This is a genomic window from Thalassobellus citreus, from assembly GCF_044385915.1.
Lineage (GTDB): Bacteria > Bacteroidota > Bacteroidia > Flavobacteriales > Flavobacteriaceae > Thalassobellus > Thalassobellus citreus.
Genome location: NZ_JBISCC010000110.1, coordinates 1 through 17,660 on the forward strand (window position 1 = coordinate 1; position 17,660 = coordinate 17,660).

Annotated in this window: 9 protein-coding genes; all 9 read left to right on the plus strand. The window is 32.1% G+C overall.

The features are described 5' to 3' along the window. Positions 1-313 precede the first annotated feature (313 nt). The 9 genes from ACH5TX_RS01780 to ACH5TX_RS01820 all read left to right on the plus strand — a co-directional run bounded on the left by ACH5TX_RS01780 (position 314) and on the right by ACH5TX_RS01820 (position 17,656). On the plus strand, positions 314-1,876 hold the full coding sequence (locus ACH5TX_RS01780; RefSeq protein ID WP_439337843.1) for a PQQ-dependent sugar dehydrogenase: 1,563 nt from the start codon (positions 314-316) through the stop codon (positions 1,874-1,876). A gap of 360 nt (positions 1,877-2,236) precedes the next feature. Continuing rightward, on the plus strand, positions 2,237-2,710 hold the full coding sequence (locus tag ACH5TX_RS01785) for a hypothetical protein (RefSeq protein WP_439337844.1): 474 nt from the start codon (positions 2,237-2,239) through the stop codon (positions 2,708-2,710). Positions 2,711-2,752: 42 nt separating this feature from the next. Beyond that, a complete protein-coding gene (locus ACH5TX_RS01790) occupies positions 2,753-3,223 on the plus strand; it encodes a tetratricopeptide repeat protein (RefSeq protein WP_439337845.1) in 471 nt (156 codons plus the stop codon). Further along, entirely contained in the window at positions 3,184-3,489 is a 306-nt protein-coding gene (locus ACH5TX_RS01795; protein ID WP_439337846.1) for a hypothetical protein, read from the plus strand. Before ACH5TX_RS01790 ends, ACH5TX_RS01795 begins: the two co-directional genes overlap by 40 nt. 93 nt (positions 3,490-3,582) lie before the next feature. Next, positions 3,583-4,665 carry a hybrid sensor histidine kinase/response regulator gene (locus ACH5TX_RS01800; RefSeq protein ID WP_439337898.1) on the plus strand — a complete coding sequence of 361 codons (1,083 nt, stop codon included), beginning with the start codon at positions 3,583-3,585 and terminating at the stop codon, positions 4,663-4,665. Positions 4,666-5,320: 655 nt separating this feature from the next. Beyond that, positions 5,321-7,333: a tetratricopeptide repeat-containing sensor histidine kinase gene (locus ACH5TX_RS01805; protein ID WP_439337847.1), complete on the plus strand. Its 2,013-nt coding sequence runs from the start codon at positions 5,321-5,323 to the stop codon at positions 7,331-7,333. Positions 7,334-7,335: 2 nt separating this feature from the next. Then, complete coding sequence (locus ACH5TX_RS01810; RefSeq protein ID WP_439337848.1) at positions 7,336-7,974, plus strand: response regulator; 639 nt, start codon at positions 7,336-7,338, stop codon at positions 7,972-7,974. 157 nt (positions 7,975-8,131) lie between these two features. Then, positions 8,132-9,049, plus strand: a complete 918-nt coding sequence (locus ACH5TX_RS01815; RefSeq protein WP_439337849.1) for a tail fiber protein — start codon at positions 8,132-8,134, stop codon at positions 9,047-9,049. A 9-nt stretch (positions 9,050-9,058) separates the two neighbouring features. Next, positions 9,059-17,656 (plus strand): LamG-like jellyroll fold domain-containing protein, encoded by an 8,598-nt coding sequence (locus ACH5TX_RS01820; RefSeq protein ID WP_439337850.1) that lies wholly within the window; start codon positions 9,059-9,061, stop codon positions 17,654-17,656. Positions 17,657-17,660: the final 4 nt, after the last annotated feature.

The window sequence follows — 17,660 nt, forward strand, 5'->3', positions numbered from 1 at the left end:
ACTCTTGAGTTAATACTAACTCTAGCTGATTACTGCGGGAGCGATAGTAGTGGTTAGCTTTTGTAAAACTGCCATATATGGTTTTACAAAACTAGTAACGTATAGCGCGGTTTTTATTTTTCTTAAAAACCCGCCCAATTAGGTTATAATCTTCCTTTAAATTTATACTAAGATGGTTTATTTTATTTACAGGTAAGTACAGGATAGTATAACTAACTTAAAGGTATAGTTTTAATGTTTAAAATTAAACTAATTACAACTTTGATTATTGAATTTATATTTCTCTGTTGTTAAATTTAAACAAGCATAATTTATGACCTTACCTACTCTTTTTCGAGTGTTTTTCTTCTTTTTATTTTTTTTAATTGGCTATAATAGTGAAGCTCAAGATGAAGCTTTTGTTATGAGCCAAATTGGCTCTAATAACTTATTGGATAAATCATGGGATTTAAATTATGGACCTGATGGTTATCTTTGGGTAACAGAAAGAGAAGCAGGTAAAGTTGTTAGAATAAATCCTGATACAGCTGTACGTGATGAATTGATTCAAATTTCGGAAGTGTCATCTACTGCTGGGCAGGATGGGTTGTTAGGATTGGCAATAGAAGACGGTTTGCTTACTGGTACTCCTTATGTGTATTTATCTTATACTTATCTTGTTGGTGGTAATAGAAAGCAGAAATTGGTTAAATACACTTTTGAAATTAGTGGAGCTGATGGATCTTTGTCTACGCCTGTAACTGTTATTGATAATTTACCTTCTAGTAATGACCATAATTCAGGGAGATTGATTTTAGGATCAGATGATAAGCTTTATTATACAATAGGAGATCAGGGAGAAAAGGACTGTGGGTCTAATTTAGCTCAGTTTTTACCTACACAACAAGAGATTGATCTGAATGATTGGTCTAAGTATCCAGGTAAAGTTTTAAGATTGAATTTGGATGGTAGTATTCCTGATGATAATCCTATATTTAATGGTGTGAGAAGTCATATATATACTTATGGACATAGAAATCCACAAGGAATTGTTTTAGGTAATAACGGAATAATATATTCTAGTGAACATGGTCCAAGTTCTGATGATGAAGTTAATATTATTAATTCGGGTAAAAATTACGGTTGGCCTTATGTTGCAGGTTTAAAAGATAACTTGCAAGATGGTGCTATTTGTGATGCTAATAATGAAACAGCATTTGTAGCATCTAATTATCAAGATCCTTTAATGTCTCTTTTTACTCCTGATACTCCTCAAGATGCAGCTTGTACAGATGGTTGGATGTGTCGTTTAAATATAGCGCCATCAAGTATAGCTATTTACGAAAGTGATGTTATATCTGCATGGAAAAACTCTTTATTAGTTACAAGTTTAAAAAGAGGAAGAGTGTATAGGTTAAAATTAAATGCTGATGGAACTGCTGTAGAAAATAATGATATAACACAGATTTTTTATACACAAAACCGCTATCGTGATATTGTGGTAACTCCAGATGGGAAGGCTATATATATTATAACAGACTCATCTGGAAAAACATCTGATGAATCAAGTATGAATGTTGTTACTACATTGAATAATCCTGGGGCCATTTTAAAATTCACATTTCAAGATGCGCTTTCTGTTGAAAATAAAAATATTGAGGATTTATTTAGGGTTTGGCCCAATCCAACTAAAAACAAATTAATTATTGAGTTAAATAATAATATTAAAGCTTTTAAAGCTCAATTAATTAATTCAATAGGACAAGTTGTAAAAGAATTTAATGAATTGCAATCTGGAATAAATGAAACAAACGTTGATAATTTTTCTGCAGGTGTGTATATATTAAAATTATCGATTAAAGATCAATCTTTGCAAAAACGAGTAATTCTACATTAAATTATTATATAGCTTAGAGAATATTTTAAAAATAATAAATCCTGTAAACATTAAGTTTTGGGATTTTTTTTATGAGAACTCCTAGTTTACTTGATATTCATTATTATTAATAAAGTTTTAAGTTGTGAAATTATCTGCTTATCACTATTGTTTTCAAACAAAAATTATCTAAAAAACAACCTCTATTTTAATTAAATATTTGCTTTTAGTCTGATAAAATATGACTTTTATCGATTATTTATTTAATTTTATAGTAATATATTTTAAAAAAATATGTAGCTTTGGAAATAGTCTGTTTATAAAAAAGTGTAATAGAGCAAATTATTTTATTTGATTTTTGACCCCAAATCTAAATCTACAATGTTTAAAAAACACATATTTATTCTATTTTTATTAATTGTTTCTGTTTCTTTTTCTCAAAAAAAGGATACGTTATATGTTAACAATCAATTAAAAAAAGCTGAAACATTACAACAAACAGATTTTCTTAAAGCAAAAGAACTATTAGCGGACGCATTAAAAATATCGAACGATATTAAATATGATTTCGGTGTTTTGCAGTCTAATATTATTTTAGGTCAAATTGCTTATTATCATGGAGAACATAATGTGTCTATTAAATATTATCAAAAAGCAATAGACTTTATACAGAATAATAAACTCTCCTATCCAGATAAAACAGGATACTGTTATTCTAAAATGGGAGCCTCCTATTACTATTTAGCAGATTATAAAAAAAGCGTAGAAGTAGCATTACAGTCATTAGAATATTTTACTGGCAAAGATCAAAATATAATAATTGGTGCTTATCGAAGTTTAGGAGTAGTATATTAACAATTAAAACAGTATGATAAATCTATAGAATTTTTTAAGAAAATGCGTGATATTAGTATTGGAAACAATATAAATAATACAGTAAGCGCATTAATGAATATGGGCTCTGTTTATACTGAAATGAAAGATTATAAATCTGCTTTAATCAATCTTAATGAAGCTAAAGCATTATTAATAAATTCAGACAATGTTCATTTTAAAGGAATATTAGAGATTGAGTTTTCACGTTATTATAGTAAAATAAACAATAATACAGATGCTTTAAAACACGCCTTAAAGGCATATGAAATTGCTAACAATAATAATTTAGCAATATTAAAAAACGAGATTTTAGAACAATTAGGAGATGTGTATTTTGCACATAAAGATTATGTTAAATCTAAGAATAATTATCTAAAAGCATTAGAAGGTTCTAAAGAAAATAAAAGTAAACAGAGCGAAAATAATTTATACAAAAGCTGTCATTGGTCTATATGCAAAATGGCGATTATGAAGAATCAAATAATTATTTAAATAAATACGTAACATTAAAAGACAGCCTACAAGACGATAAAAACATAAAAACCATTGCAAGTACAGTTGCATTATATGAAAACGAAAAAACAGAGAAAGAGTTAGCTATAAAAACAGCTAAAATAAAGGATCAAGAAAATTTATTATTAAAACGAAAAACAAATACCTTATACGTAACCTTAGGTTTTATAGCTATTAATTTAGTGCTATTTATGTTTTTTGCATTTTATCAAAGAAAAGTAAAAAAAAGTAAAACAAGTTCATAATCAAATACTTAAAAGAAAAAAAAACAGAAATTTGTTTGAAGCAAAGCAAGAAGTTGTAAACGCTATGAAGGTAAAACAGCAATCTTAATTAATATTACACACGAACTTAAAACACCATTGCAAACCATATCTGGAATTACAGAAATTCTTAATAAAGAATCACTAAATAAAAAAAATCACAAATATTTAAAAACTATAAATTTTTCAGTTACTAATTTATTAGGTTTAATTAATAACGCTGTAATGTTAAACTCTAAAGATAAAAGTAACTTAAAGTTAGATAAAAAACCATTTGCATTGTCTGATACCATACGTGGTATCGTAGATTCTGTAGGTATTACTAATCAAACAAACAACAAATTATATATTGATATTGATTCTAGTTTAGAAAACATAAAAGTTCTAGGAGACGAACAAAAATTAACTCAAATATTGTGTAATTTAATCGATAACTCAAACAAATATACAGATAATGGACATATTTATATTCAAGCAGAAACTATTACGAGTTCTAAAGAAGAAGTAACAATAAAATTTAATGTGTCAGACACAGGAGTTGGTATTAGTAATGAGAGTTTAGATAAAGTTTTTGACGAATTTTATAAAGAATCTATGGATTTTACAGCTAATTGTTCTGGTCCTGGTTTAGGGTTGTCTATTGTGAAGTTGTTAGTAGAATTGCATAATAGTGAAATAATAGTTGAATCTAAAAAAGCTGAAGGAGCAACATTTTCATTTGTTTTTACTTACCAAATAGCGCCTATTGAAAAATTTCAAATTGAAAACATAAAAATTGATGCATCAAAAATTAATGTTCTTTTAGTTGAAGATCATAAAATTAACCAAATGCTAATAAAAAAAACAATAGAAAAAAAAGGTTTTGTAAATTGTAAAGTAACGAATAATGGTTTAGAGGCTGTAAATTTTGTAAAAGAAGAGAAATTTGATATTGTTTTAACAGATATTATGATGCCAGTTATGGATGGTTTTGAATCTTCACTATTAATAAAACAATACAATAAGAATATTCCAATAATTGCAATTACAGCTGTGTGTGGTGAACTTGAAAAAGAAAATTTTGAACGCTCCCAGATAGATTTTGTAATAAATAAGCCTATAAAACCTGATGAGTTGTATAAAGCTATGTATAAAGAGTTAAGCTTAATAAAAGTATAAACATCAAATATTATTTTCTGTTTTTTAATAATCACCCGTTTCGAGTACTAATTTTCTGCACGGCACATACACACAATTTTTGAGAATGATATTCTATTATAATTGATTTGTGTGATATTGTATCTGTAAAAAACAAAAACTCACAACTTTCTAATAATTAGATTATTATGAGTTTTTAAAGTGGTACCTCCAATAGCTTATTCTTTTACACTACTATGTAGCTGCATACATCTGTATGCACATTTTTGTGTGTCTTTATTTTGTATATTTAGTTCCGTGTTTCTGTATAATAGTGAGTATTCGAGAGCATATTGAAGACGAGATTTGTTTTCTTTACTGTGGATTTAATTCCTATAAGATGAAAATATATTAAAACTCCAATTAAATTTGTTTTCCATAACTAAAGAACTTTTTTAAACCCTTAATCGAGATAAATTACTTTCGACTTATTTTCTGTTACTTTTGTATCTTTTATACATGAAATTTAAAACCGAAAAAAATAAATAAGATCACAAAAGATAATTTTGAAGATTAATCTAGAGAAGATATGCCTGTATTAATAAGGATGGGAAATATAAGTTCTGTGAGTAATACCAATAGTATAACTGTAGTTATTTATAAAATTAAAATTATTTTAATATTTGCTAAATTGATTATGAAAAAAGTAGTTTTTATTGCGTTACTAAGCTGTGTTTATGTAACAGCTCAAAATAATGTCTCTCAGGAAAAGCTAGAAACACTTAAAAATAAAATAGCTAATTCGGAAAAGACAGAGAAGCTTCAATGGTTAGATAGTCTAACCACTTTAGTAGAATTTGATGAAGCACTTAAATATGATTCTATAGTTAGAGAAACCATTACATATGCTTTAAAGTTAGATTCCTTAAATATTGCAACAATAAATACAAGCAAACTTATTCATTACCATAGTAATATAATGGGAAATTCTGAAGAGGGGCTGCGAATATTTAAAGATTTTTTGAGTACTGTAGAATTAGTAAAATCTAATGTTATCAAGGGAAAGTATTATCTCTATGGTGCAGATTCATATGCAGGTCAGGTTGATTTTGATAAAGCTTTTAAATATTATGATCTAGCTAAAGATTGGGCATCGAAAGCAGATAATCAGTTGTTGTTGGCGACTATAGCTCTAAAAACTGGAGGTGTTTTATTGGAAATGGGAGAAGCAGTTAATGCTTCAAAACACATTCAGGAAGCTATTAGAATCTTTGCTGTCGAGAAGGATACATTAAACTTAATAAATGCTAAAAATGACATTTCAATTTTATACAGTCAAAATGCATTTTATAAAGAAGCAGAAAAAGAGCGTAATGAAGCCATAGCTTTATCGAATGTTTTTAAAGAAGAAACAGCAGTGTCATTACTTTATTATAACGCAGCGGCAGATTATAGATTAATTGATGATCAAGAAAAGCGAATATCAAATTTAAAGTTAGCACTAAAGCATAACAATTCTGAGTTCAGACGTTTTTATGAACCATACTTTTTATGTGATTTAACTATAGCTTTGGCAGAAAATGATAGTATAGAAAAAGCAGAACAGTATTTTGATAAAATCAAGAATGATCCAGACACATATTCCGAAGGTATTCAAAAAGAGATGTATATCGAAGTTCTAAAACAAATGGCTTTAGGGAAAAATCAGTTTAAAGAAGCTATTGATTATGGAAAACAGCATTTAGAATTAAAAAAGGGGCATAAAGGCTATGTAGAAATAATGAACGCAGAAAAGTTTTTGTCGGATGTTTACCAAAATACTAATGATAATAGAAACTCTGAAAAACACTTAATTAATTACTATAAAATAAAAGATTCTATATCTAAAGTTCAAAATGTAAAGTCATTAACCTATTATCAAACGCTTTACGAAACCGAAAAACGCGATTTAAAAATACAAGCCCAACAAAGTAATATAGCATTATTAGATGAAAAAAATAAAGTAAAAAACCAATGGCTATTATTTGGTAGTTTAGGCCTTTTAGCATTATTTGGAATTGTGTTATTATGGCGTTCTAGAAATACAGCGAGAAAACGCGAACAATTGCAAGAACAGTTTTCTCAAGACCTTTTAAATGCACAAGAAAAAGAACGAACTAGAGTATCTAAAGATTTACATGATAGTGTGGGGCAGCAACTGACGTTAATTAAAAAGAAGGCTCAGAATTTGGAGCAAGAAGAACTATCAGCGATGACAAATAATGCTTTGGAGGAGGTGAGAAGTATATCAAGAGGATTATTCCCAGCGGCATTAAAGCAATTAGGCTTAACAGAAAGTATCCGACAATTGTTAAATGATTTAGATGAAGAAACCGATATGTTTTTTTCTGTAGAGATTGATGATATTGATAACGAGTTTAATGAAACAGAAACACTTAATTTATATAGATTTATTCAAGAAACGGTAACAAATGCTTTAAAACATGCCAAGGCCAAAACACTAACCGTTAATATTACAAAACTTAATAATACTGTTGAAGTTTTGATAAAGGACAATGGCGTTGGCTTTGATAATGTGGCGTCTGTAAAACAACATAGTTTAGGTTTAAAAACTATAGCAGAACGTATACGTATGTTAAAAGGTACACTGTCAATAAAAAGTAAAGAAGAAGAAGGAACGCAAGTTCTAGCTCAAATACCAATAGTATAATTATGGAAATTTCTGTTTTAGTTGCCGATGACCACCCGATGTTACTCAAAGGTTTAGTAGATGAACTTAAATCGTTTAATTATAATGTTATTTCTTCAGTAGAAAATGGTGCAAAAGCTTTAGATGATATTATGTCATTACAACCAGATATTGCCATTTTAGATATAGAAATGCCTTTGTTGTCAGGTTTTGAAGTCATTCAAAAATGTTTGGATAAGCAACAAACCACAAAGTTTATCATCCTAACATCTCATAAACAAAAAGGCTTTATTTCAAAAGCACAAAAACTTAATATACAAGGTTATATTTTAAAAGATGAACCATCAATCGAACTCCATAAATGCATTCAGGAAGTTTATAAAGGAGGTACATACTTTAGCTCAGAATTCAATAAAATACTTCAAAATCAGATTTCACCAGAAATTGAGAAAATTAAATTCTTAAGCCCTTCAGAGCGTACCATTGTTCGTTTAGTAGCACAAGGGAAATCTTCTAAAGAAATAGGAGCGTTATTAAGTATATCTATTAGAACTGTTGAAAAACACCGCTCCAATATCATCCAAAAATTAGACCTTTCAAACGAAATGGATGCCCTAAGTTCTTGGGCTCAGGAGCATAAAGAGCTTATACTTTCCATATAAATTCGGTAAGCAACTTTCATATCAAACGCTACGTAGGGCTACGTAGTATTTGCAAGTGGTACGTATTGTTATAGACTACCCCTAGTTATACCTTGCACTAGCATTGGATGTATATCCTTGTCTCAAAAAAGAGTATAACGAATTAACAATAATAACCATGAAAACAAAATTTACATTTTTAACCCTTTTATTGCTTTTTATTGCAACGTTTAACTATGCACAAACCTCTGCAGAAATAGCAGATATAGCTGTACAAGGTATAGCAAGAGATGGCAATAATACAGCTAAAACAAATGTTACTATTTCTTTAACGTTTGAGTTGTATTATTTAGATGCAAATAACGGTAATACAAAAGTAGTTATTGGTACTCCAGAAACTGTTAGTTTAACGACAGATGCCTTTGGTGTGTTTTCACATATTGTAAGTCCAGCGGCAAGTAACAACCCCATATTTGCAAACCAACAGGTGTATTTAAAAATAAGTGAAGGGACGCAGATTATTTCAGAAGAAAAATTAAAACATGTGCCTTATGCTATTGCTGCCAATAATGGGGTGCCAACAGGGGCCATTATGCCTTTTGTAGGAGCGAGTTCTGATGTGCCTGAGGGATGGGTTTTGTGTAACGGACAAACTTTACCAGCTACAGCTACTAAACTAATTAGCATGATTGGTAACAATGCACCAAATTTAGGTGGTATGTTTTTAAGAGGAGCTGGGACAAATGACATGACAGATACTGTAACTCTTCTTAATGGAACACAAGATGATGATTATAAAAGACATAATCATGCTTCTGGTGGCTTGCAAACTTCTGCAGCTGGTTCTCATAGACACTTAAAGACGGAGTCTACGATAAGTGTTCCTAAACCTGATCCAGCGTACTATACAAATGTTAGGATAGGATTTATTTCTAATGTCTTACCAACAGTAGCAAATAATTCTGATTTTGCTGGAAACCATACGCATAATATTACAGGTAATACTGGTAACAGTGGTGGTACTGCTATTAATAATCCTGGAGGTACTGAAACTAGGCCTGTAAACTACGGGGTTAACTACATCATTAAACTATAAAAACATAGGATGATGAGAAAAAAAATACTAAGCCTGTGTTTTGGGTTCCTAATTTCAGGGCTCTGGGCGCAACAGGATGATGGTGCCAAAATTGTTACCACATCGCAGGCCGCACAAAACAATGGTTATACCATTCAAGTTGGTGTACCTTATTTGGGAACCAGTAATGTTGCCAATAACACCGATGCCCGTTTTCCATGGGACATATTATACATTTTTGGAACATTTGCAGAGGAATCTTTTGATGTGTCTAAAGGCTATTTCGGCGATAAAGTGTTGTTGCAATGGGAGCTAAGAAATAACTTTAATTTAATTACAACCATAGAAATATCACGTAGAGAATTAGGAAGTATAACGCCATTTCAATTTATAGGCAGTGCATCACCCAATGATACCCAATACGAAGATAAATATGTAGATGGTGGCGTACTGTATGAATATAAAGTATTGGCAAAAGGTGTAAGCCAAACCGAAGAGTTATATACGAACTTCATCACAGGCATAGGGTTTAGAAACCCAACAGCCATAGTAACAGGTAACGTAAGTTATAAAGGGGGCAACCCGGTGCAGAATGTTACTATTACAGCAGAGTCTGATGGCAGCGTTGTAAGTTACGGCAGTGGTTTAATTATTCCGGGGTCTAATCAGTTAGAAATATTAAATCTGAACAAACCTATTGCAACACAAACTACGTTGCAAGCGTGGGTACGTCCAGATGAGCCTTATGTTGATGATAGTGGAAATGCTATAAGATTGTTTAGACTCAACGAGAAAAATGGTAATAATATTGATGTTACCGTTAATTTAAAAGAAACCTCTAAAACTTTAGAAGTTAATATTGGAGGTAATCTACATATTATTCAAAACGTTTACCCATCTGGAGATGTGGATGCTCGTGGTGATGATATCATGATACCAGTATCAGATTTCAACAACAATTTTGTACATATTACTGCCCAGTTAGAAGATAATAAAGAGCCTTTATTGTTTATAAATGGGCGCCCTATGACTGCGGCTTATAGGGATGCAGCACATGCTGCCAGAGCTAAAGTAGATGATGAAGATACCTCACCGTATTTAGAAATAACGGTTCTAACAGTAACAACAAGGTTTAATGTAGGAAGTGCCGATTGGAACAATGTATTTATAGGCGGAGGAAAAACCGCATTAATTGACGAAATACGTGTTTGGAAAAGTATAGAAGACGCTTCAGATATTCGTACAGATTATAAGCGATACATAAGCGGAAACGCCCCAGATTTGGTCGTGTATTTAAGTGCTAACGAAAATGCAGGAGGCTATGCTTATGATGCCTCAAGAAATGGATTCAATTACAACAAAAATCACGGTAGTTTAAACATCCAGGGTATAAGTAACGATATCTCTTTTGTGTCTGGTGCAGGAAATATTCCATCGTCCAGTCAATTAGGTATTCTGGGAGTTACAGATGTTAATGGTAATTATGAAATCAATGCGATTCCTTATACAGGAACAGGCGAATCATTTAAAATTACGCCTAGTTTTGGACAACATAAATTTGAGCCTAATCAGCAATTGGTGTTTTTAGGTGAAGGCTCCGAAGTGGTCAATAAAATAGATTTTACAGATACCTCATCCTTTATTTTTAAAGGCAAAATATTATATGATACCAGAGGTGTGTTCCCTTCTTTTGTTGATGTAAACGGAGGTGTTTTGAGTGGTCTTAGTGATGGGGATGAGTATGTAAGTGGAGGCACTAGTATTTTAGATGAAACGTATAACCAGTATGAGCAAAACGGTAATTTTTATAATAAAGGAGAATATTGGTTAAATGATTTAAACGATACCGATACGACTAATGACCGCTTAGAACGTTATGCACGTATTCCGGTAGCTGGAGCCAACATTTATATAGATGGCAACATAGTTTTAGATGAAAATAATGTCCCTATAGAATCGGATAGCGAAGGTAATTTTGATATTAGTGTGCCTATTGGTAATCACTTTATTCGTGTTGCTAAAACCGGACATGAATTTACTTATGAGGGTAGATTTCCGGCAGAAACAGGCACCTTTCAAGAGTTCTTTGAAGATGCCCAGGAACAAGTGGTGTTTATTGATGAAACACGTGTTACAGCTGTAGGTCGTGTTGTTGGTGGCTCGGTAGAAGCCCAAAAACCAATAGGTTTTGGTGATAATGGGTTTTTTAGTACACCATTTATTAAAGTTGAAAATAGCCTACCAGTTATAGAAAACTTAGATGTAAGTTCTAAAAATAATATTGGTGTAGCGAATATGACTTTTGATTATGCACCAGTTGGAGCCAATGTAACGCCCTATACAAAATTTAATTTTCAAACTAATAGTGAGTCAGGGGAGTATCGTGTAAAATTGATGCCGCTTAATTATGAGATTGTTGGAGGTACTGGTTTACAGATTGCTAGTAATGCTGCTATCAATACAAGTATTATTGATTCAGGAACTAAAGAAGCTGTTAACTTTGCAAGCATTCCACCACTTTTAACTCCAGAGTTTAAATATCCTGATGATACGGTGCTCGAAGGTGTACCCTATCATTTTGAGAAAAGTTTTATTTATAGGTCTACACCAGTTTTACGAGTTACTGACCAAACCTCTGAAAGTGAACTTGTTTTAAAAGACAGTAATGGTGTTGACCAAACTATAAGTACAGAAGGGTTTAAGCATCCAGATGGATCAAATGATGATGTTCTTATTTATCAACAGTTTTCTACTTACCAAATAGTTTTAAAAACCTTTGAGCGTTATGAAAATTTTGATATGGATATAAGTGGCGTTGAAGATATAGTTCCTATTGTAGATGGGCAGTTAAGTATTACAAATAATTTAGCAATACCAGAATCAGAAGTTATTGAAAATGATGCTAATGATAATAGTATTACCAATTATTCATTTATTGGTGGAGTACCTAATACAAACACACCTTTTACACGTAATATTGATATTCAATATGTTATTGAAGGGGAACCATATTCTGCTGAAAATTATATTAGTGATGGGATTATTTTAGGCGGTGCAAGAGATGGAAGTCAATCCATACTATCAGAAGCACCAGAGATTCCAGATATTATTTTAAGAGACCCACCAGGGTCAAATAGTTTCGCATCTATAGAAGCTGGAGAAAGCATTAGTTTTACTACAGACAATAGTTTTTCAAGTGGAGTAGGCATTTCTCAAAGTGTGAAATTAATGTTGGGAGGTGAAGTATCCATTGTGGCAGGACCTCCAGGAGCTGGACTTGTTGTTAAAACTGAAGTTACCAATAGTTTAACAGGAAATATTTCAGTAGAATCCTCTTCTAAAGATGGCAATAGTATTACCAAAACCTATACATTCAACCAAACCATATCAACCAGTGATGACCCAGAATTTGTAGGAGCAGAAGGTGATTTATATATAGGAAATTCTAAAAATTATTCTAAAGGTAGTTTTGATGATTTTCAAGCAACTTTAGATCAGGTAGGTGACCCTGGTGATAATTTTGAATTAACCAATGGTAATGGTGATAAAGTGTATTTAAATAAACAAAAAGCCTTTTATCTGGGTGAAAAGCCAACAAATACGTTCTTTGTGTATTCTCAAAAATTCATTATTACCGATTTAATTCCAGAATACGAAGCTATTGTAGAAACTTTATCAAATGGAGGTACGGTTGAAAATGCAAAACCTCAATCTTGGTATGAAAATCAAATTGATTTATGGCGCAGAATCATATTAAATAATGAACGTAGTAAATATACAGCGCTAAATGATCCTACTTTTATTGGACAAACAGCCCTAAGTGCTATTGGATCTTATACTAGTGATCTTGAAGATGAAATAAATAATGCGCAAGTAGGTGGGCCTTATGAAAGTTTATTACAAGAGAAATTAAAATTAGCGGATGAACAAAAAGCTTTAATAACATCAAAATCGCAAGATAATATCACATTTGATTCCGGTGTTGGTGAAGTGTCCAGAAGCATAGAATCAGTAGTTGTTAATACATCAACTTTAGAGTTTGATATTAACATAGAAGAAAGTTTACAATTACAATTAGGCTTTAGTGTCAATAAATTGGGAATAGAATCTACAACAACAGGATTTGCAAGTCAGGCATTTAGTGCATCATTAACAGAAGAAGATACAAAGACCAGCACTATTAGTTATACGTTAAAAGACAATGACCCAGCTAATGTATTAAGTGTAGATATTATCAATTTATTTGATGGTAGCGGTCCTATATTTACAACGGTAGGAGGTAGAACATCTTGTCCTTATGAAGGCGCTGAGTTATCACATTATTATAATCATAGTACTTTTAATCCTAACAACCCAGTTATAGAGTTGGCTCAGGGAGATAGAGAAACATTAAGTAATGCCACAGAAAGAGCAGAAGACCCTAAAATTCTTGTTGAGGTTGCTGAAATTTTTAATATCCCGGAAAGTAACAACGCAGAGTTTAAATTACTACTCTCAAATAATGCAGATGCTACAAGTGATGACGCTAGCTTTAATTATTTTGAACTTATTGTAGATAACTTAACAAACCCGAATAATGCATTAATAAATGTAAGCCAGAATGGAACTGTGGTTTTTGTACCATATGGTCAAACTGTGGAGTATACCTTAACTCTTGGGAAATCAGTATCCGATGTTAATGATTACGAAGATATTCGTGTTATTTTACAATCGCAATGCGATCCGGTAAATGTTTTTGATGATGTCTTGATTTCTGCACATTTTGTGCCATCGTGTTCTCAGGTAGCTGTTAAAGCACCATTAGATAATTGGGTGTATAATGTTAGTAATTCAACAAGTCCATTAACGATTAACTTATCAGAATACAATCAAGCATTTGATAATTTTGAAAAGATAGATTTAGAATACCGTTTATCCACTGCTCCAAATTGGACGCGATTACATACATATTACAATACTCAAGTTTTTTATGATGATGCACTAGCGAATAGTGAAACAGAAATTTCATTAATAACAGATGCAGAAGTAATATTTCCATTTGATATCGCAGGTTTGCAATTACAAGATGGTAAATACGAGATTAGAGCACGAAGTACCTGTGTTAATGGTACAGAATTTATAGCAGATGTTATTTCAGGTAACGTAGATTTAAAATCACCACAACAATTCGGCACTCCATTGCCAACCGATGGGATTTTAGGTCCAGGAGAAGATTTACGTGTGAGTTTTAATGAAAATATTTTTTACAACAGTGCCGTAAGTACCATTGAAATTAAAGGAGAAACTAATCAGTTACCAATAGACCATAGTGTGTCTTTACGTTTTGACGGTGCAAATAATACGGCGACCATAGAAAGTCCAAGATTAGTATCAGGCGATTTGACTGTGGAGTTCTGGATGAACAATGCCACAACTGCATCAACAGCTACAGTAATTAGTCAGCAAAACGGACTAAATATTCGTTTAGAAAATGGAGACATTTATGCTACCCTAGGAGACATTACGGCTAATGGAACCATAGTTACTGATGGACTATTTCACCATTATACAATTACACACAATAATGCATCAGGTAGTCTTAGTATTTATGAAGATGATCGTGACATTGGTGGAGCAACCGGAATAGCAAATACGCAATTTACAAACAATAACCCACTAGTAATTGGCGGAAACACCTTTATAGGAAACATACATGACCTGCGATTATGGACAAAATCTATAAGTTTAAGTGAAGCTTATGCTAATATCTATAGCAAGATATTAGGAAGCGAAGCAAATTTAGTGGGTTATTGGCCAATGAATGAAGGACAAGGTAACATAGCAAACGACTTGGCACGATTTAAACACGCTGCAATAACCGCAGATTGGGATATTAAACCTAATGGTAATTCTTATGAGTTTGCTAATGGACAATATTTAGAATTAGATAATGTAGGTTTTGTTCAATTAACGAATACTATGGACGCTACGATATCCTTTTGGATAAAAACAGACTCCCCACAAGAAGCGACTATATTTTCAAACGGACTCGGGAAAGGTGATGGTACACCAACAGGAACAGATCCCGTACAGTCTAATGGTTTTGCCAACAAATGGGCCATTAATATGAATAGTTCAGGAGCCTTGTATTTTACGAGTGAAGAAAATGAATATGTATTAACAGCTGAAAGTGTGGCTGATAATAATTGGCATCATATCACCTTGTTATTTAACCGAAATGGTTCTTTAAGAACTTATGTAGATGCTCAACAAGTATCGTCTAACCCAATAATAGATATTGGTGGTTTTTCTGGAAACCAAGCATGGATTGGTGCCCGAGGGTTTAAAGACCAAGCAGGTGTCGAAACTATAGACCGAGTATTTACAGGTGAAATTGATGAATTCCGTTTGTGGAATACCTTGCGTAATGTAGACCAAATATCTAGAGACCGTTTTAACGAAATGGATGTAGAAAGTATCGGGCTATTATTATACGCTCGTATGAATGCACCAGATCCAGCTACTGCAAATGGACCACGTTATTATCATGCTTATAGCAATCAAAGTGTCATTCCATCTAATGCCGTGTTAAGTTCTGGGGCTGTGAATTATTCAGATGATGGTCCAGCTATTAAGCCAGAGCGTAAGCTTATTAAATTTCAGGTAAATCATATTATTAACGAAGATGATATGATATTAGAGCCTGTTATTTCTGACTGGGCAGCTTTGGAAGGCCAGATATTAGATATCACAGTACATCGTATGTTTGATGCTTCAAATAACCAACAGCAATCACCAATTACATGGACAGCGTTTGTTCAGAAAAACGAAATGAGTTGGTTTGTTGATGGCTTTAATGATATGGTTGATATTGTTAAAGAAGGAAATGAATCGCCATCATTCGAAATTACTATTATAAATAAAGGAGGTTTAGTACAACCCTATAATATTTCTGGAATACCAAACTGGTTGTCTTTGAGTAGTACATCGGGAAGTTTAGCTCCAGATAGTAAAGTCACAATCACGGCAACCATAGATGAAAGTCTATCCGTAGGAGATTATATAGAAAACCTTTATTTACAAACCGATTTTGGTTTAGATGAAAAACTACAGCTAGAAGTTAGAGTTCTAGCCGAAGAACCAGGATGGGAAGTAGACCCTAATGACTTTGATTTTAGTATGAATATTGTTGGTCGTATAAAGGTAGATGGTGTTTTCTCAGATGATGAATTCGATAGAATTGCAGCGTTTGTAAATGGAGAAACTAGAGGTGTTGCGAATATTGTTTATAACGAATCGTATCAAGAATATTTTGTATTCCTAACAGTTTACAGTAATACTGTGTCAGGAGAAGCAATAGCATTCAGTATATGGGATGCAACAAAAGACCAAATAATGCAGTCTACTTTAGATGGCAATGCCTCCGTAACCTTTGTGGAGAATAATGTTATAGGATCTTTAAGCAATCCTGCGATATTTGAAAATACTAATGTTGTAGAACAAGACATTGCTTTAAATGCAGGTTGGACTTGGGTGTCATTTAATGTAAATGACGCTAACTTCTCTAACCTAAATGTATTAACATCTGGTATGAATTTACAAACATCAGATCGTATATTGAGTCATTCTCCAACACAGTTAGAAACCTATTTCAAAGATAACGCTACACCAGCTAACAGTTTATGGAATGGAGCTATTAGTGCTAATTCTGGTTTGTCTACAAATTTTATGTACAAGATGAAGTTTGCAAATCAACAATCATTAAAAGTAAAAGGGAGTAGTGTTGATGTTAGTGCTTGGAGTTTTAATATTCAGGAGAACTGGAATTGGCTGCCATATCCATTAAATAAGAATGTATCAGTAAATGAAGCTTTAGCTACGTTTGATGTGTCTGATGGAGACATCATAAAATCACAGAATTTATTTGCTATTTACGACCCATTGAATGGTTGGAGTGGTACACTAAATTATCTGAAAGTAGGTAAAGGTTATATGATTAGGTCAGGAAAAGGACAGAGTTTTAAGTACCCTAATATTTTCGGTAAATCTGGAAATACTAAGAAAGGGGATGCAACTTCGAAAACATCTGGAAACCAAGACGGCATAACTAAAGAATTTGCTCAATATTCTAATACGATGAATGCTGTAGTGCTGTTGCCAGAAGGGTTTGATAAACTCTATGTTTATGATGATGAAGGTGTTTTAAAAGGGGTTTCCGAGAATCAATTAGTTGGAGATAAAACATTGAATTTTATAACAATTTACGGAGAAGTAGAAAGAGAATTAACCTTTTTTATAGGAGATGGGAATTCTCAGAAGTCAACTCAAAAGACCTTTGTGTTTAAGGGGAATAATGTTTTAGGGACTGTGGCCAATCCAGTTGTTTTAGAAGCTAATGGTTTAGAACAACTTAAAATGTATCCTAATCCGTTTAAAGATGAATTACTAATACAGTTAAAATCTGACAATTCAGATATTATGAATGTTGAATTGATTAATGCTTATGGTCAGTTGGTTTATAAAAAAGCATATAAAATTAACAGTGGTATCAATACCATTAAACTAAAACCAGAGATTAGTATAGGCATGTACTTTTTAAAAGTAAATATGAATACCACTAACAAAACGTATAAAGTAATTAAAAACTAATCAA

Bases quoted from the DNA above. Each gene is read 5' to 3' on its own strand.
- ACH5TX_RS01785 (WP_439337844.1), top strand. From the start codon at position 2,237: ATGTTTAAAAAACACATATTTATTCTATTTTTATTAATTGTTTCTGTT.
- ACH5TX_RS01795 (WP_439337846.1), top strand. From the start codon at position 3,184: ATGCAAAATGGCGATTATGAAGAATCAAATAATTATTTAAATAAATAC.
- ACH5TX_RS01790 (WP_439337845.1), top strand. From the start codon at position 2,753: ATGCGTGATATTAGTATTGGAAACAATATAAATAATACAGTAAGCGCA.
- ACH5TX_RS01805 (WP_439337847.1), top strand. From the start codon at position 5,321: ATGAAAAAAGTAGTTTTTATTGCGTTACTAAGCTGTGTTTATGTAACA.
- ACH5TX_RS01820 (WP_439337850.1), top strand. From the start codon at position 9,059: ATGATGAGAAAAAAAATACTAAGCCTGTGTTTTGGGTTCCTAATTTCA.
- ACH5TX_RS01780 (WP_439337843.1), top strand. From the start codon at position 314: ATGACCTTACCTACTCTTTTTCGAGTGTTTTTCTTCTTTTTATTTTTT.
- ACH5TX_RS01810 (WP_439337848.1), top strand. From the start codon at position 7,336: ATGGAAATTTCTGTTTTAGTTGCCGATGACCACCCGATGTTACTCAAA.
- ACH5TX_RS01815 (WP_439337849.1), top strand. From the start codon at position 8,132: ATGAAAACAAAATTTACATTTTTAACCCTTTTATTGCTTTTTATTGCA.